Raw genomic sequence first — 16694 nt, forward strand, 5'->3', positions numbered from 1 at the left:
ATGGGCGTCGCTATCGTCTTTAGGACGTCAACTGAGGAGCCAAATCATGAAATACTACCTCTGCAAATACATTCCGCCGCGCACAGACTTTCTGGCGACCATGTCTGCCGACGAGCAGGAATGGCTGAAGCAGCACGGGATTTTTCTGGATGCGCTTCTCGATGAGGGAAAGATCGTCGCCCATGGTCCGGTGATGGATCCTGCCGGCGGCTACGGTGTCTCGCTTTACCAGATTGCCGATGATCAAGACATCGAGGCGATCACCTCGGAAGATCCCATCGTGAAAAACGGCGCCGGCTATTATGAACATCATCCGATGCTCCATCTAAAGGCGCGCGGCTGACGCTGCATTGGCGCTGATTTCCAAAGGGCTTTCGCCAGCGCTCACCTGCTGAACAAGTCACCCTCTATCCCCAACAACCCGGGTTCGAACGGATGGTCTCATCACGCCATCCGACCTGAAAACGACGACCAAAATATCCCACAACCCATCGCTCTTGGCGGTACCAAAGGAAAATTGAAATGAGCAGCAACAATAGGGGCGTCGCCGTCGTCACAGGTGCAGCGGCCGGTATCGGCCGCGCCACCGCAAAGGCTTTGGTAACCGCGGGCTACCGCGTCTTCGGAACCAGCCGCAAGGCGACAGTCGGCTCGGCCAATGGCATTACGATGTTGACCTGCGATGTGACGGACGGTCAATCCGTCGCCAGCATGATCGCCGAGATCATGAAACAGGCTGGCCGGATCGACCTGCTTGTCAACAATGCCGGCGGCGCGCTGATCGGCGGAGCGGAAGAGTCTTCCGTCGAACAAGCTCAGGCGCTCTTCGACCTGAACGTCTTCGGTATCATTCGCGTCACGAACGAGGTTTTGCCGATCATGCGAAACCAGCGCAGCGGCCGCATCATCAACATCAGCTCGGTCGTTGGCTTTATTCCGAGCCCGTTCAGCGCGCTCTATACTGCTACGAAACATGCCGTTGAAGGCTACTCCGAATCCCTCGACCATGAAGTCCGCTCGTTGGGGATCCGCGTTTTGCTTGTCGAACCGGCATTTACCCGCACGGCTCTCGACCATAACTCAACGCCGCCCGACCGGATGATTGGCGTCTACGATGGAGCCCGCAAAACGATGAATTCTGTCTGGAACAGCGCCATCAAAGCAGGCGATGCGCCCGAAGCGGTTGGCGAAGCGGTCGTCAAGGCAGCCACCGCGAAATCGCCGAAACTGCGCTATCCCGCCAGCAAAGCCGCCCGTCAACTGCACTTCCTGCGCCGCTTCGTTCCCGCCAGTGCATTCGACAAGAGCCTGCGCAAGCAGATGAAGCTGCCAGTCTGACACAGGCTGCGGCTCAACAATGCGTCTCATGCCGGTATCCGGCACGAGACGCAGGCAAGACACTAATAGCGATCGGCTCGCATTCGAAGGGACCGCTCTCTCTCGACCCCCATGTCTTGCAGGCGCGAGGCAACAGATCCCGATTCAGGTGTTCAAGCCGCCATCCACTGTGAGGATGGTTCCTGTGATGTGCCTTGCAGCGGGGCTTGCGAGGAAAGCCACAGCCGCCGCCACATCTTCCGGCTCGCCGTAACGGCCAAGTGGGATCAGGGCACGCTGGAAGTCGGCGAAGTCGCCGTTGGCGGGATTCATTTCGGTGTCGGTCGAACCCGGCTGGACCAGATTTACGGTGATATCGCGAGATCCGAGTTCCCGCGCGAGGCCGCGGGTAAACGAGTGGAGCGCGGATTTTGTCATGAAATAGACCGTGCCGGTGTCACCGACGATGCGTTCGGCGCCGACCGAGCCGATCGTGATGACGCGGCCTCCCGCCTGCAGATAGGGAATGGCGGCCTGCGAAGCCAGCAGAGGCGACCGCACATTGACGTCCAGCAGCGCATCGATCTGCTCGACGCTGACATCGGCGATCGCACCGTAAAGCGCGATTGCGGCATTGTTGACGAGAATGTCGAGACCGCCAAGTGCTTGGGCCGCCTCGTCAACCGAGCGCTTCACGGCCGCCGGATCGGCGCTGTCGGCCTGGATGGCAAGCGCCTTGCGGCCCTTGCGCTCGATAGCCCGCACGACGTCGGCGGCGCGATCGGCCGAACGCTCATAAGTGATGGCGACATCAGCGCCTTTGTCTGCAAGCGCCAATGCGATGGCGGCGCCAATGCCACGCGAGCCACCCGTGACGAGGGCACGCTTTCCAGCCAGTTCTGTCATGATCTTCTCTTTCTGTAGTGATCGACACATAAATAGCTATGCACGTTGCGATGGGGTGTCAATGGGTTTATATAATGATCGATGCAAAAATCGGATGAGATGTCGCACGTCAATGAAACCCCTGCCCGCAGTCGCGGGAGGCCGCGAGCGTTCGATCGGGAAGCCGCCCTGGCGCAGGCGACCCGCCTGTTCTGGATCAAGGGCTTCGAGGCGACATCGATCGCCGACCTCACCGAGGCGATGGGGATCGGATCGCCGAGTCTCTACGCGGCATTCGGCTCGAAGGAGGCGCTCTATGCCGAGGCGTTGCGCCACTATCGCGACAACAACGAGGCGCTCGTCTGGGCCGGCTTCTTTTCCGCAGGCACGGCCCGTGAGGCGGTGAGGTCGTTTCTGATGGATTCGGCCGCTGCCCTGACCGGCTGTGTCGTGGATATTCCCCGCGGCTGCATGGTGGCGCTCTCTTCGGTCGGCAGCGAGGGCCACGCGGAACTCGGCGAACTCGTACGAGCCGCCCGCGCCGTCACGCTCGAGCGCCTGAAGCTGCGCCTGAACCAGGCGATATCAGCAGGCGAAATTCCAGTCTCGACCGACGTCCACGCACTCGCCCGCTTCGTGCAGACCGTTCAGAACGGCATGTCGATCCTGGCCCGCGACGAAGCGACCCGCGGCGAACTGGAGGCCGTCGCCGAGCTGGCCATGCTGGGTTGGGACACTCGAACCGGGGATGCTGAGCGCAGGCTGGGCTGACCGCGTTTCGAATATCGTTACGCGGATGCTCCTGTGTCACCTTTTGGTCGCGGAAGCTTCGCGGGACCGCGGGAGCAACGGCGCTTGCATCGGCCAAGCCGAAGCGCACCATTCGCGAAGAACAGGAAACGGTTACGGAAACGTCTTCGTGACCTCAATCGTTCCGACGATCGCTGCGTTGAACTGATCCATCTCCTCTGCAGGTATCCAGTATTCGAGATGCGCCCGGCCGCCCGCTTCCTGGACCGCATAGCCGTCGAGGTAATCCTTTCTCACGTCAAACTTCGTCACGAAGCCTGACCCGCTCCTCGGTACATTCCAGTCGCGCGCGATCTTCACGGCATAATCTTCCGACAGCACGGGATAGAAGATCGGCTGGTCGGGCAAGCGCGGAGGAAATCCGCGCATGTCGAGATCGCGAATAAGCGCCAGTTCCTCAGGCCCGACCGGACGCCATAGGGTCACGGTCTCGATATCTTTGCTCATGTTCTTCTCTCTGCGGCAATCCGACAGTCTCTCAGCGAGCCAGCCTTTGGACGTCATTCAAACGGTTGATCTTCAGAGAAAGGCAAACCAATGCCGTGCTCGTAAAGGGTCGACTTATAGTGATTAAGGTAAGACCAAAGCGTATTGCGAAGCCCGTTCAAATCCTCGTAGCCCGGCGTTCCGCGACCAACTTTTTCACATGCATTGCCGCGCTAGCGAGATTCTTTGGTCAAAACTCAACATCCGAAAGGTTTGGGTCCGGCCCAACCACGCGTTCCGATGACAGGAGGCTCAATCGTCGTGAGCAACCAATCATCTGGACTACGCCAGAAAATCTCCTTGAAGCTCACTTTGATCTTCCCGATCTCTTGCCACCAGGCCATCAGCATATCAGGCGATCCCATTTCTCTTGGTTGAAATTGAAAGGGAACCCCATTCGAATTGAGATCGACTAGCTTGGAGTACAGGTCCTCGTTCTCCCAACGTTTGCCTTCGTCAACAAAGGTAATTTCTTGCCGAAGTTCATACGTGCCCGATATCCGGCTACCCCCAATCAGAACGATGCGGCCCTCCGACAGATGAGAAACATTGAGCGGCGGAGGCTCCCCATGTTTCCCAACTTCAACCGTGAAAGGAAGTCTCCGGCCGGGATAGCTCATTGAGATCCAATATGTTTCCGATAAACGCTCAAATCTCTCCCGCCGCGGGCCCCCAGACATCCGTCAGCGCAAAACCACCCGGATGCGGATCGAAGGGGTCGAGGGCCACCTGGGTCAGGCCGAAGGTGAAGCCGCGGCCGGTGATGGTGGGGATGACGGCGGGGCGGCCGGCCACCTCTGTCACCGCCTGGAGGCCCACTTCGAATTCGGAGCCGATGATCGATTTCGAGGTGAAGGTGTCGCCGACCTTGGCCTTGCCGCGGGCATAGAGCGTGGCGAGATTGGCGGAATTGCCGGTGCCGCAGGGCGAACGGTCTGCCCGGCCCGGCCACATGGTGGTGCAGGTGCGCACCGTGCCGTCGGCTTCGGTATCGCGGAACATGACATAGGCGACGCCTGAGATCGCCGGGATCTCGGGATGGACGACCTTGATGTCGCGGTTGATCAGCTCCTTGAGGATCATCCCGGCCTGAACGAGGCCGGCGGCATTGGCCTTCTCAATCGTCAGATTGATCTGGCCGACATCAACCAGCGCATAGAAAATGCCGCCATAGCAGATATCGGCCTTGATCTTTCCCCAATGCGGCGTGTCGATCCCGACATCGAGCTCATGCACGAAGGAGGGCACCATGGTGAGCTTCACCTTCTCGCAGCGTCCGTCGCGGCAGGTCGCCGTCGCCTTGACGAGGCCGGCGGCGGTTTCGAGCGTGACGATCGTCTCCGGCTCCTTCATCTCGACGATGCCGGATTCGAGCAAGGCCGTGGTGACGCAGATCGAATTCGAGCCGGAGCTGGCATGCGCCTGGTCCGGCTGCAGAATGATGAAGGCGGCATCCGCCTCAGGATGCCTTGCCGGCAGCAGCAGGTTGACGGAGCCGATCGGGGCGCCGCGCGGCTCGAGGCAGAGAAAGCGGCGGAGCTCGTCACCCTTCGGATCGGTGTTCAGCCAATGCAGCTGCGCGGCCACGGTATCGCCGGGGATCTTCGGCACGCCGCCGATCGCGACGCGGCCGATCTCGCCTTCGGCATGGACATCCAGCAACTGGATCGTGCGCTTCCATCTCATATCGAAAACTCCAGATCAGACGTGACGGGTGACGCCGCCATCGACGCGGATATTTTGGCCGGTGATATAACCCGCGCCGTCGGAGAGCAGGAAGGCCGCGGTCTTGGCGATCTCCTCCACATAGCCGATGCGCTTCATCGGGACCGTCTCGGCGGTCCCGGGCTTGTGGTTCAAGCTATCGATATAACCCGGCAGAATGCAGTTCATGCGGATATTGTCGGCCGCATAACGATCGGAATAAAGCTTGGTGAAGGCGCCGGCAGCGGCGCGGTAGGTGCAGGAAACCGGGAAGACCAGCGTCGGCTCATAAGCGGCGAAGGTGGTGATGTTGACGAAGGCGCCCTTGCCCTGTTTCAGCATGACCGGCGTCACCAGGCGGGCCATGCGGACCAGCGACAGGATCATCATGTCGGAACCGAGCGTCCAGTTCTCATCCGAAATATCGAGCAGGTCGCCCTTCGGCGGATGGCCGCTCAGGTTGACGACGGCGTCGATGCGGCCATAGGTCTTCATCGTCAGGTCGAAGATCGCCTTGAGATCCTCGGCCTTTTCGGCCACGCCGCGCGAGGCGACGCCGCCAAGTTCGGCCGCCAGCTTCTCGCAGCTTTCCGAAGGCGACATCAGCGCCAGCTGATAGCCTTGGGCGGAGAGCTCGCGAGCGATCGCCTCGCCCATGCCGCGGCCGCCGCCGGTGATCAGCGCTACGGGTTTAGTGGTATCGGACATCGGGGCCTCCTAATATCGGTCTATGCGGAACGGGGTCATATCGAGGGATGGTTTGAGCCCGGTCACCATATCGGCGATCACCAGCGCTGTCGTTGCCGAAAAGGTCAGGCCGAGATGGCCGTGGCCGGTCGCATAAAAAACGCCGGGCATCTTCGACGAGGGCGAGATGATCGGGATCGTATCGGGCAGCGCCGGACGATGCCCCATCCATTCCGTCGTCTCCTCGACCTTCAGGCCCGGCAGCGCACGCTGGGCATGGCGCACCAGCACCCGCGGACGGCGGAAATCCGGCGCGGCATCGAGACCTGCGAGCTCGACATTGCCGCCGACACGAATGCCGCCCGCCGTCGGCGTCACCATGAAGGCGCGGTGCGGCCAGATCACCGAATAGCGCATCGCGATGCCGGGCTTCATGATCTGCGTGTGATAGCCGCGCTCGGTTTCGAGCGGGATCGGCTCGCCGAGCTTTTCGGCAAGGAAACGGGTGTGGACGCCGGCGGCAAGCACCACCGAACCCGCCTCGATGCGGCGGCTATCCTCGAGGAGAACGACGGCGGTGCCATCGCCCCTGCGCTCGATATTCCGCACAGTGCCGGAGACGAAAGTCGTGCCCGCAGCCTTTGCGGCTTCGGTGAGTGTGACCACCAATTGATAGGGGTCGCGGATCGACTTGTTGTCGGGGAGCAGCACGGCTTTGGCGATCGCCGGCGACAAAGTGGGTTCGTAATATTGAATGGCACCGTTGCTCAACACCTCGAATTCGAGGCCGTAGTGCTGCATCATGGCGAGGTGGCCGCGATCGGCGGCGAATTCCGCCTCCGTCTCATAGATCGCCAGACAGCCTTCTTCGGTCATCAAGTCGGGTGCGCCGATCGCCTGGAGCATCTCCCTGAAATCGCCAAGCGCCCGGTTCGACAGGCTCATGCCGGCATCCTCGATCTCTCGGAGACGCGACGGCCGGCCGGCAGCGAGGAAGCGCAGGAACCAGGGCAGCATCCTGGCGGCATAGGAGGGACGCAGCCAGACCGGGCCTTCGGGATCGAGCAGCCAGCCGGGGATTTTCTTCCAGGTCGAAGGGCCGGAACCGGCGGCAAAATCGAGCGCAATGCTCGCCATATTGCCGAAAGAGGTGCCACGTCCCGGCTCGCCCTTGTCGATCAGCGTCACCTGCAAACCACGCCGCTGCAGCTCGAAGGCGATCGAGGCGCCGATCACGCCCGCGCCGACGACGACTACGCTTTTCTTCGTCTCATCCGCCATGAATCAACCCATCGCACGGCAGACAAGATTGCCGCGATGAATCTGATATATCACAACGGCGGTGATGCCTAGAGCGGTTCAGCTTTTCATGGAAACGCAGAATCGCTCTAACCTATTGTTTTACGCAATTCCCGGCAAAACCGCTTCGCACTTTGCCTGGAATTGCTCTGTGGAACTTTACTGGCTTTCCGGCAAGCCGGCGCCGACGCTGTCGCCGACCGAACCGACGGTGTTGTTCACCGACTGGCCGAGACGCTTCAGCTGGGCGTCGTAGTTGCGCCGCGTGCGCGGATCGAAGATCGCAATCGGCGTGCTGACGGCAACACTGACCGCACTTCCGGCGGTCTGGGCAGCGCCCATCGCCACGGCGCCGACGGCCTCGCCGAGACCGACATTGGAATCGGTGATCGTCTGGCCGGCAATCAGCCGGTCGCCGATCAGCTTTACCACCTCGGGGCTTTCGGCGAACTTGCCGTGGTTCAGCCGGTCGCCGCCCTTGAGCTTGGTGAGGTCGAGCACGGTGATGCCGGCCGCCTCGAGCTTGCTGCGGTAAGGTTCGGCGGAGGGATCGATCTGGCCGAGCCGGTCGACATTGCCGGAGATGCGCCGCGACAGCGCCAGAGCGCGATCGTCCTGCGAGACGAAGATGGTGAAGTGCGGCCTTTCCTTGCCGAGGCTCGCGAACTGGCGGCCGAAGACATCAACATCGAGATCCGGCGAGGCAAGGATGACATTGTTGATCTTCGGTGCGACGTGACCGTTGCGGATCGCCATCTGCCTGAGCGATTCGACCGTCAGCCAGGTGCCCATCGAATGGGCCATGATGGTGATGTCGCTGACAGCGGGATTGGCGGCGGTGCGGGTCAGCAGTTCCTCCAGCGCGTCGCGGGAATAGTTGGTGCTTTCCTTGTCGTAATTATAATCGAAGATGCTGCCGCGCGACGGCCAGGTGAAGACGACCGGAGCGACGTCGGCATGCGAATCATGAACGATCTGCGCGAAGCGGTAGACGGCATCCTCATAACGGTTGTTGAAGCCGTGGACGAAGACCAGCACGCGGCGGCTCTTCGGCATATGGGTCTTCAACCAGGTCTCGCCGGCCCGCTCGCCTTCCAGGGGATCGACCGAAACGGTGACGAAATTGCGCAACGGATCGGCCGGCAAGCGGCTTGGCCATTGCACCTGGCCGGCCTTGCGATTGGCTTCCGGCGGGATCGAGACCTCGACGGCATTGACGGCGAGCCCGGTGCCGCGTTCGCCGGAGAATAGCACAGCGGGATTGTCGTCGGCAGCGCGCGTCGTCGCAACGAGCAGGTCGACCTTGGAGGTACCGGGGGCCGCGGTGCCGGCCGCCTGCATGACACCGACCGGCCTGCCGCCGCAGCCGGTGAGCGCCATCGTTGCAACCAGAAGACCTGTCAGAGCCGCGGGCAAGCCGCCTCTTTTGCCGATCATCACCAAACTCCAATCGGTTCACGCACCGGACAGGCGGCGCCTGTTCAAATAGTCCGACGGGGCTTGCCGAGTCAAACCGCGAGAGGTGAAAGCCTTTTTGGGCATGAGAAAATAGAGACTTGGGAAAAAAGAAAAAAGCCCGACGCGGGAGGAGGTGCGCCGGGCTCTTGATCCTGACTGACAACTGGGAGGAGGAGTGTTGTCAGTCCGATGTAAGAGCGCTGGGAGGAGGAGTGCGCTGCTTACGAAGATAGTAATAGCCAATTCTTTTGATTCGGAATAGCGAAAATACCGCAATGCAGCAATGCGCTGGACGCAATGCTTGCCCTCAAAATAACAGACGCCCGCCTCATTTTGCAGCATGTTTGACCGGATGGTCAAATTATGCCGAAAATTGTGGCCCCGGCCTGGGGAACTGCCCCTCATCCGGCTGCCGGCACCGACCGGGGTCGAGCCACAGGTCTCGACCCGTCCTTCGGACCCCCGTAAACGGGGCGAAGGGGATATGCCGCGCCCTCTCGATTCCCGTTACCTCTCGCAGAGCACGTCCCCTCTCTCCGTCAGAACGGGGAGAGGGTTAGGGTGAGGGGCAGCGACTAGCGCAAACCGGACAGCCTTGGGTTTGCCCGTCAAGCAGCCTTGAAGACCTTGCTGCCCTCAGCGTCGAGGGCCGAGAATTCCTCGTTCGAGAGGGTGATGTCGACGGCCGCGACGTTTTCCTCGAGATGCTTGACCTTGGAGGTGCCGGGGATCGGCAGCATGACCGGGCTGCGCTTCAGCACCCAGGCGAGCGCGATCTGGCTGGGTGCTGCATTGTGCTTTTTGGCGATGGTATCGAGCAGCGAGCCGGGCTTGGCGAGGTCGCCGGCGGCCAGCGGATACCACGGAATGAAGCCGATATTGTGCTTGGCGCAGTAATCGAGCACGTCCTCGCTGGTGCGGTCGACGAGATTGTAGCGGTTCTGGACGGTCGCAACCTTGAAATGCTTCGAGGCGGCCTCGATGTCGGCAACGGATACTTCGCTCAGACCCGCATGGCGGATGAGGCCGGTATCAAGCAGCGATTTGATCGCATCGAACTGTTCCTTGGCCCGCACCTTCTGATCGATCCGATGCAGCTGCCAGAGATCGATCTGCTCGACGCCGAGATTGCGCAGGCTCTTATGCGCCTGCTGGATCAGATATTCCGGACGGCCGACGGGCAGCCAGATATCGGGGCCGTGGCGGGTCAGGCCGCCCTTGGTGGCGATGACAGACTTGCCGCCATAGGGATGTAGGGCCTCCTTGATCAGCCATTCGGAGACATCGGGACCGTAGGAATCGGCCGTATCGATGAAGTTGACGCCGAGTTCCGGCAGGCGCTTCAGCGTTCGGATGGATTCGGCATGATCGGAAGGCTCGCCCCAGATGCCCTTGCCGGTGACGCGCATGGCGCCGAAACCGAGACGGTTGATCTCGATATCGCCGCCGATCTTGAAGGTACCTGACTTTGCCGCGTTGTATGGGGCTGCGTTGTAACTGGACATGGTCTTTCCTCTCTTATCAATCAATCATTGAAATCGGTCGAACGGTCAGATGCGGTTGAACAGCCGCGGCACGGATGCCGAGGCTTTCGGAGATGCCTTCGAGTGCGAATGTCTGCCCTGATCGAAAGCGATGCCCGGCATGGTGATGATCCGCCTGTCGCGGGATCATCAGAATGCGGCCGCCGCGACGCTTGCAGATATAGGACGGCCCGGTTCCGATAACAGGGCCTGATGACAGGGATGAGCGGAAACATCGACATCGAGCTGATGTCGTTGAAAGTACACACGGAGGCTCAGGCGGCCCCACGTCAACGCCTGGTCTTTGCCTCGTCGCCGAATTCCGCCAGCATCTTCCAGAGGTCGGCGAAAATCTCCCGGGCGAAATCCTGCGGCGAAGCACTTGGCGGGCGCTGCTGCCAGAGCTCAGCCCCGACGCGCAGCGCACCGATGACGGTTGCCGCAAGGACGCGCATGCGGGGCCGCTCAAGCGGATCCCCTCCCTTGCGCAGAAGCAGCGCCTCGGCGAGCTTCTGTTCGAGCTTGGCGTATTTCAGCTGGTCGCGGGCCTTCAGCGCCGGCGTGCGATGGATGAGGTCCCCAAGCGCCAGACCAGGCTCGTCGACGGCCGCGATGACGGTTGCGGTGATCGCCGCCTCGACCGCGGTGACGGAGGATTCGTCCGCCGGCCTTGCGGCGATTGCCGCCATCAGGCGATCGGCGAAGGCATCCTGCCAGGCAAAAACCACCTCTTCCTTGGAGGGGAAATAATCGAAGAAACTGCGCTTGGAGACATCGGCCGCCTCGGTGATGTCCTCGATCGTCGTGGCGTCGAAGCCGCGCTGCAGAAAGAGAGCCATCGCCGCCTGCTCGATGCGCTCGCGCGTCTGCCGCCGCTTGCGTTCCCGCCTGCCTTCCGTCGCTTCCGTCCGCTTGTCCTCAGCCATTCCGGTCCGGCATCATCGTTCAGCCGCGGCTTTCGTTGGAAAAGGCGGCGACATCGTCGATGTCGGCCCCGCTCTCACGATAGCTGAAGCGCTCGCGCGACAGTTCCAGCGGCTTGCGGCGCGAAATCCGGTAGACCGAGGCCGGCGGCAGGTTGCGGACCGTACCGCCGATGCGCACCGCCTTCAGACCGAGACGGTCGAGGATCGGCCGCGGCACCGGGCAGCGCGGACCATAGGTGAACTGATAGACGGCGCCGCCAGGGCGCATGTAGGCGAAGGCGCCGGCCAGGATCGAGGCGATCTTGCGCGGCGACATGGAGAGCAGCGGCAGGCCACTAACAACCGCGCCGACCGGTTCGCCTTCGAAAATATCGGCATGGGCGAGATGGGCGGCATCCATCTGCAACACACGCGCCGTCGGAAAACGCGCCTGCAGCGATGAGATGAACTCCGGGCCGTACTCGATCAGGGTCAGATCCGCTTCACTCACCCCGCGCGCCAGCAGCGCCCGGGTGAAGACGCCGGTTCCCGGGCCGAGCTCGATAATCGGCCCGTCGAGTGCGGCAATTTCACTGGTCATAATTCTGGCAAGCGAATCCCCCGACGGCGCGATGGCCGCGACCCGAAGCGGGTTACTGACCCAGGAGCGGAAAAAATGCAGGAAATCGGAGCATGCGGCCTTTGCAGTCATGACTATCCCACCTGTCTGAAATTCGATTGATTATGAAAAAGGACCATCGCGGCGAGCATGGCAATTCCAAGGCAGAGGCGTCAACGCTCGTCGCTCCGGCTTTTCGCAACACCCAGCGTCAACAGCTTGCCGATTTTGTACTTATTGCATTTTTGCATTCAGCGCAACATTTTCAGGCGGGCGACAATCGACCCAACGCAACCAGTCACCCCACATGCGAAAGGGCGACCCTGAGGCCGCCCCTTCGGCCCATTGCGGGCCGCTCACTATCGCGAACGCCGAAGCGTCTCGTCAGTAATTGCAGCTGGAGCCGCTCCCCGGGTTGAAGCCGAGCTTGCAATCCATCTTGAGAGGCTTCTTCGGGTTCATCATGTAAGGCGTCATCGGACCTGAGGTTTCCGAGCTGCGATCGCCGATCGAACCGGTCGTGCGCCTGTCGTGCTCAACCGTGGTTTGTTGTTGGGCAACCGGACGCTCGGCTGCACCCTGCTCCGTCGCGCTCGACTGGAGGGGAGCTGCCGTGGCCGAGAAGGCCGAAAGGCCGAGGATTGCGCCGAAGGCAGCGGCCATCAGGCCGTTCTTGAAACTCGTGGTCATAATCGTCTCCTTGGGAGGATTCGTGGAATTTACGCCCCGGAGTTAGGAAGGCGATCTGTCACATACTACGGGGCTAAAGCAGAGGTCACGGATATGTGAGCGGCGGGCCGATCAAGAAAAAGGCGGCTCATCGCCGCCTTTTTCATTTGCCGGCTCAATAGCCGTTATCACAGGGCATGCTGCCGGGACCGATCGATCCGGAAAACGTAGGGTTGCACATTTCCTCAGCTGCCGGCCTGTTCACCGGCGGGCGGGCGATAGAGCCCGTGGTGCCGGCCTCGACGCCGAAGGCGGCAAGCGGATACCAGTAGCCATCGGAATGGCGGCGGGTGCCGGGGCGCTCCGTGCGAAAGCCCTGGTAGCCATGCCAGGACCCGGCATGTGATTTATATTGCACCATTTTTACGTCCGAGACCGCAGGCGGCCGAGCCGTCTGAACGGGTGCTGCCTGCGCGGGGATGATCGACGTGAGGGCGAGAAGGGCGCCGAGCGCGGCGGTGGATGGGGCAAGTCTGAACATCTTCATGATAAACCCTCCTTATGGATTTATCTCGGGAAAATGCCTTTCAGATGAGCGGAGTTCCATGGCTCACACGCAATTCCAAAACTCGTGATTGCAGGCGATCCGGCGTGACTAAATCGCCGAAAAGCGTGAAAAGTCGCGATCAGGAAAGGGCTCGAACGGCGCTGGCGACGAAACGTGAATTCTCTGTTCTCAATTCGCGTATAATGCCCGGTAACCTTGGCCGGAGAGGCAAGCGACATATTGGCGATGGGCGGCGGCCCGCGCCGTGGTTTCGGCTTCCAACTCATCGGCCCCGGCATAGCCGGTCAGCTGGGCGCGCAGCTGATACTGCTTCCTCGCCTCGTCATACATGGCGTTGCCGTCGGTCATGCAAAGGCCGTGCGCAACAGCAGGCGGATTGACCGGCACGCCGACCGCCAGGAGCACGGGATCATTGGCATGGTCGATGCAGCCGCCAAGGGTCGTCATCATCGCCAGGACAGCCAGAGCCCGAAAAATTCCCACCGCCATGCATTCCTCCGGCTGAAGCGCCTCTGAATCACCAGACCTGCGGATACATGCGCAAGGTTGCGCGAAACTAGGCAAACCGATCTTCGAGGCAAAAGCCGCCGCTCGCCTGCCAACTCCGGCCGGACGGGTAAGCAGCATATCCATCCTTGTCAGCCATGTGGGCTAAGAACGGCAGCGCCTCGAAAGTTTAAATATTGCTTAAATATTATATTAATGCTTACTTATAGTCGTAGACGCTAATCTTTTCGGGAGAGAAAGATTATGGTTTCGCCGTGGGTAAACGACGCGCTGTCGCACGCACAATCAGCTTTTTCCAGCAAGACAGACACAAATATCCTCGAGGTCGGAGGCGGCTCCCGCACGCATATCCCCTTGAAAGGAGCGAGATATACCGTTGTCGATATCTCCAAGGAGCAGCTCGAGAAGAACAAGGACGCCGCTGAGCGGATCCTCGGCGATGCTCAAACCATCGACTATGGAGATCGTCACTTCGACGCCTGCGTCTTCTGGGACGTTCTCGAGCATTTGGAAAGCCCGCGCTCTGCCTTGTTGAGAGCCCATGACACCCTGTCTCCCGGTGGACTGGTGTTCGTCAAGGGCCCGATCTTGAACTCAGCCAAGGGGATCTTCACCGATCTGACGCCCTGGTGGACCCACGTCTTGTTCTATCGCTACGTGCTCAGGCAGAAAAACGCCGGAAAGCCGGGTTATGCCCCCTTTCGCGTCGAGCATGCCGCAGAGGCATCCCATTCAGAGATTGCGGGGACATTGAAAGAACTCGGCATGGATGTCGTATTCGTCGGCGAGTATGTGTCGACACAGGTGCATGCGCTCAAGGACCGAATTCCCCCGCTTTATTGGCTCTATGAAGCTTTCGGCCTTCTGCTTCGCACGGTTTCGGCCGGGAAGATCGGGGGTCGGGAGACGGAGTTTCTGATCGTGGCAAAGTGCCTTCGACAGAACTCCCAACCAAGATCTATATAGCACTTCGGAATCCCGAAATTGGTTGCGGCATTGAATTCATTCAACGTTTCTTCACCTGCACAGCTCACGAAGCGCGGCGAATTTCGGAATCCCGAAGCGGGGGGAATTCGGGATTCCGAAGTGGGGCTTTTTTCTTCCTGCCGACGCGCCCGCGTTTGTCGGCGGCAATCTTGCGGTCGGTCTCGGACCATTTCCGGCATCTTTCCGCCGTGCATCGCTTCCACTCGTCGGTGGGCGGCGCACCCTCATGGTCACCGACAAAAGTCAGCGTGAACCGGTTGGGATGCGCGACCCCGCTGCCCACCAGGCCGCGGCGAACTTTTATCAGCCCCTTATATTCGAGCTCATCGATCGCATCGGCCACATATTCGCCGGTCACGCCGTAAGACACGAAGTGAGGATGGGTCACGACAAGCTTGCCGTTTTCCAGGCCGGCGTGCGACGTGTGCTCGATGACGATGCGGAAGAAGGCGCGGCAGGCATTCGCACTCAATGTGGTGAAGGCCGCAGATTCCAGCAGCTGAATGGTGAACCATTGCCAGCGAAGACTGCCGTCATCCGTTCCGCTCGGCGGGGCGGTATGCTTGCGCACCATCGCCCGCGTCTTTCCTTGACTGGTTCGGCTTTTGTCGCGAGGGTTGAATTCCGCCATCAGCCCCTCGCCGGTGTTGTCGGTCGGTATCCGCCCGCCCTCCCGAGCCTGTTGCGGGAACTCCGTTCATGCAGCGCGTGACGGCCAAAGCTCGTCCGGGCCATCGCCTCATTCCTGAGAAAAAATTTGCTCAGCATCTAACAGTCCGTGGTTCCAATAGCGGCAAACCTAGCGCAAGAACGATCCATGAACTAGGAAAATATTCCTAGTTATGATCTTATATTATCCAGTCCCTTCTGCTAGCATCGCTGCAATGAATCTCGGGGTTGAAGCGCGATGCGAATAAGCGGTATGGGGAAGAAGAGCGTGGTCGTTTGCGTCCGGCGATTGCCGGCATTGTTTTCGATCTTACTGGCAAGTGCCGTCCAAGCCTTTCCCTGCGATCAGCCGATCATGATATCTAACTGGGCGTTCTGTGCGACCGCCAACGTGAGCGATGAGGGCGGTGACGCTGATTGGAAAATCGTTCCTGCCTGGACTCGCGAGAAAGCCATAAGCGCGTATTTCGGAAACGATCCGCGGCTCTTAGCAAACCACGGACTTTGCAACGCCAAATTCCATCGCGTTGTACTCTGCCAGCCGGGATGGCAAACGGGCAACCCGGATGAGTGCTCATATCTGGTTTGCAGCGGCTATTACTCATCTTTGGTCGGGAAGGAAGAAAGGGAAGACTATTTGAGAGACCACCCGACCGCTCAATAGTTTTTCGCTTCGCTGTCTTGGGGCAGAGATTGGAGCGGCCGATGAGAAGTGCTTAACCTTGATCTCCCGATCTCAATCTTGAAAATCTGAAGCAATTTCCCGCAAAACGATTATTGTAACGTTGGCACTACCCATTCTCTTCATCAGCCAATAAGCTCGCGGCCGGCAGCCGGACGGCGCGCCACAACCTTCAATGTTCGGAGGCCATGCCCGCGTGACATCACTGCACTGGAAGAGATTCGTCTGGTTTTGCGTTTGCCTCATACTCTCCCATCCGGCATGGTCCGCCGGCGGCGTCACGATCCCCGGCTACGCGCCAGCGACCGGCGTCGAGCGCAGCTACCGCGTTCAAAAAGCGACCGAGACCGATATGTCATTCTGGTTCGACAAATCAGGCGCCCGCCGGTGACGGCGCGCGGCGCGTTTCGCCAGACTATGACCGTCCTGTCGCGGGATGAAGACGGCATGCGGGTCCGCTGGTCCCTCAGCGCCGATTTGCCGGAAGGCATTGCGGGCCTTGCCGACAGCTATCAGATGAACCTGCTCTATCGGAATTCCCTCACGGCCTATGGCACCGCGGGCAAACGAAACCGGGAAGAGGCGCGACAGGCGTTCATCGACGCTGCGATCGAAGCCGGAATCCCGATCAAGGAATGAGGAGACGCGCCGTGCGGCGCCTATTTGGCGCTGGACGGCGAGCGGTCATCTCGGCCCGCCATCAAGCGTGATGACGCAGAGATTATACGCGATCAGCCATCATAATGGCCAGACAATGCTGCCTCCGCAGACGCCCTTCGTCACAATTGACCCGGTCGCGCGAAGGTCGGTCACCGCTTTCAGCCAGCCCGACTTGGGAGACGGAAGAGGCACTACCGTGCCGGCGTCCGGATCAGCGACCCAGAGATCATCGTCGCCTTCTGTCGACGAACGGATCGTT

Annotated in this window: 21 protein-coding genes and 1 pseudogene; 7 read left to right on the forward strand and 15 right to left on the reverse strand. The window is 60.5% G+C overall.

Annotated features, from left to right (window positions below; genetic code table 11):
• Positions 1-46: 46 nt before the first annotated feature.
• Together OIU37_RS16865 and OIU37_RS16870 are read left to right on the forward strand one after the other, a co-directional pair.
• Positions 47-343, forward strand: coding sequence for a YciI family protein (locus OIU37_RS16865; protein ID WP_171601759.1), 297 nt, complete (start codon positions 47-49; stop codon positions 341-343).
• Between the two features lie 179 nt (positions 344-522).
• Positions 523-1338, forward strand: coding sequence for an oxidoreductase (locus OIU37_RS16870; RefSeq protein WP_264258109.1), 816 nt, complete (start codon positions 523-525; stop codon positions 1336-1338).
• A 144-nt stretch (positions 1339-1482) separates the two neighbouring features.
• On the opposite strand, the gene OIU37_RS16875 is transcribed toward OIU37_RS16870, so the two are convergent.
• On the reverse strand, positions 1483-2223 hold the full coding sequence (locus tag OIU37_RS16875) for an SDR family NAD(P)-dependent oxidoreductase (RefSeq protein ID WP_180693914.1): 741 nt from the start codon (positions 2221-2223) through the stop codon (positions 1483-1485).
• 81 nt (positions 2224-2304) lie between these two features.
• Here OIU37_RS16875 and OIU37_RS16880 point away from each other — a divergent pair, with 81 nt between their 5' ends.
• A complete protein-coding gene (locus tag OIU37_RS16880) occupies positions 2305-2973 on the forward strand; it encodes a TetR/AcrR family transcriptional regulator (protein ID WP_171601762.1) in 669 nt (222 codons plus the stop codon).
• A gap of 132 nt (positions 2974-3105) precedes the next feature.
• Here OIU37_RS16880 and OIU37_RS16885 read toward each other — a convergent pair whose 3' ends face one another.
• From OIU37_RS16885 to OIU37_RS16940, 12 genes are all read right to left on the reverse strand, one after another.
• Entirely contained in the window at positions 3106-3459 is a 354-nt protein-coding gene (locus tag OIU37_RS16885) for an ADP-ribosylation/crystallin J1 (protein ID WP_171601763.1), read from the reverse strand.
• 236 nt (positions 3460-3695) lie between these two features.
• Entirely contained in the window at positions 3696-4118 is a 423-nt protein-coding gene (locus OIU37_RS16890; RefSeq protein ID WP_171601764.1) for a hypothetical protein, read from the reverse strand.
• Between the two features lie 28 nt (positions 4119-4146).
• Positions 4147-5184, reverse strand: a complete 1038-nt coding sequence (locus OIU37_RS16895; protein WP_171601765.1) for a 4-hydroxyproline epimerase — start codon at positions 5182-5184, stop codon at positions 4147-4149.
• Between the two features lie 15 nt (positions 5185-5199).
• Positions 5200-5910, reverse strand: a complete 711-nt coding sequence (locus tag OIU37_RS16900) for an SDR family oxidoreductase (protein WP_171601766.1) — start codon at positions 5908-5910, stop codon at positions 5200-5202.
• Between the two features lie 9 nt (positions 5911-5919).
• On the reverse strand, positions 5920-7170 hold the full coding sequence (locus OIU37_RS16905; protein ID WP_264258110.1) for an FAD-binding oxidoreductase: 1251 nt from the start codon (positions 7168-7170) through the stop codon (positions 5920-5922).
• A gap of 177 nt (positions 7171-7347) precedes the next feature.
• On the reverse strand, positions 7348-8625 hold the full coding sequence (locus tag OIU37_RS16910) for an alpha/beta hydrolase (protein WP_171601768.1): 1278 nt from the start codon (positions 8623-8625) through the stop codon (positions 7348-7350).
• 629 nt (positions 8626-9254) lie between these two features.
• Positions 9255-10151 (reverse strand): aldo/keto reductase, encoded by an 897-nt coding sequence (locus tag OIU37_RS16915; RefSeq protein ID WP_264258111.1) that lies wholly within the window; start codon positions 10149-10151, stop codon positions 9255-9257.
• A gap of 308 nt (positions 10152-10459) precedes the next feature.
• Entirely contained in the window at positions 10460-11095 is a 636-nt protein-coding gene (locus tag OIU37_RS16920) for a TetR family transcriptional regulator (RefSeq protein ID WP_180693918.1), read from the reverse strand.
• 19 nt (positions 11096-11114) lie between these two features.
• Positions 11115-11786 carry a class I SAM-dependent methyltransferase gene (locus OIU37_RS16925; protein WP_180693919.1) on the reverse strand — a complete coding sequence of 224 codons (672 nt, stop codon included), beginning with the start codon at positions 11784-11786 and terminating at the stop codon, positions 11115-11117.
• Positions 11787-12077: 291 nt separating this feature from the next.
• Positions 12078-12383, reverse strand: coding sequence for a hypothetical protein (locus OIU37_RS16930; RefSeq protein WP_180693920.1), 306 nt, complete (start codon positions 12381-12383; stop codon positions 12078-12080).
• A 154-nt stretch (positions 12384-12537) separates the two neighbouring features.
• Positions 12538-12909 (reverse strand): cell surface protein, encoded by a 372-nt coding sequence (locus OIU37_RS16935; protein ID WP_180693921.1) that lies wholly within the window; start codon positions 12907-12909, stop codon positions 12538-12540.
• Positions 12910-13098: 189 nt separating this feature from the next.
• Positions 13099-13419, reverse strand: a complete 321-nt coding sequence (locus tag OIU37_RS16940; protein WP_180693922.1) for a hypothetical protein — start codon at positions 13417-13419, stop codon at positions 13099-13101.
• Positions 13420-13680: 261 nt separating this feature from the next.
• Between OIU37_RS16940 and OIU37_RS16945 the strand changes: the two genes are divergently transcribed.
• Entirely contained in the window at positions 13681-14403 is a 723-nt protein-coding gene (locus OIU37_RS16945) for a bifunctional 2-polyprenyl-6-hydroxyphenol methylase/3-demethylubiquinol 3-O-methyltransferase UbiG (protein ID WP_180693923.1), read from the forward strand.
• A gap of 64 nt (positions 14404-14467) precedes the next feature.
• On the opposite strand, the gene OIU37_RS16950 is transcribed toward OIU37_RS16945, so the two are convergent.
• Positions 14468-15055: a hypothetical protein gene (locus tag OIU37_RS16950; RefSeq protein ID WP_264258112.1), complete on the reverse strand. Its 588-nt coding sequence runs from the start codon at positions 15053-15055 to the stop codon at positions 14468-14470.
• A gap of 276 nt (positions 15056-15331) precedes the next feature.
• On the opposite strand from OIU37_RS16950, the gene OIU37_RS16955 reads away from it, so the two are divergent.
• The 3 genes from OIU37_RS16955 to OIU37_RS16965 all read left to right on the forward strand — a co-directional run bounded on the left by OIU37_RS16955 (position 15332) and on the right by OIU37_RS16965 (position 16414).
• On the forward strand, positions 15332-15757 hold the full coding sequence (locus OIU37_RS16955; protein ID WP_168307900.1) for a hypothetical protein: 426 nt from the start codon (positions 15332-15334) through the stop codon (positions 15755-15757).
• A gap of 214 nt (positions 15758-15971) precedes the next feature.
• Complete coding sequence (locus OIU37_RS16960; protein WP_168314397.1) at positions 15972-16166, forward strand: hypothetical protein; 195 nt, start codon at positions 15972-15974, stop codon at positions 16164-16166.
• Positions 16163-16414, forward strand: coding sequence for a hypothetical protein (locus tag OIU37_RS16965; RefSeq protein WP_312864197.1), 252 nt, complete (start codon positions 16163-16165; stop codon positions 16412-16414). Before OIU37_RS16960 ends, OIU37_RS16965 begins: the two co-directional genes overlap by 4 nt.
• Positions 16415-16506: 92 nt before the next feature.
• Here the strand turns inward: OIU37_RS16965 and OIU37_RS16970 are convergent.
• Positions 16507-16690 (reverse strand): annotated as a pseudogene (locus OIU37_RS16970) (hypothetical protein).
• Between the last annotated feature and the right edge of the window lie 4 nt (positions 16691-16694).

This window comes from Rhizobium sp. BT-226, assembly GCF_025847085.2.
Lineage (GTDB): Bacteria > Pseudomonadota > Alphaproteobacteria > Rhizobiales > Rhizobiaceae > Rhizobium > Rhizobium sophorae.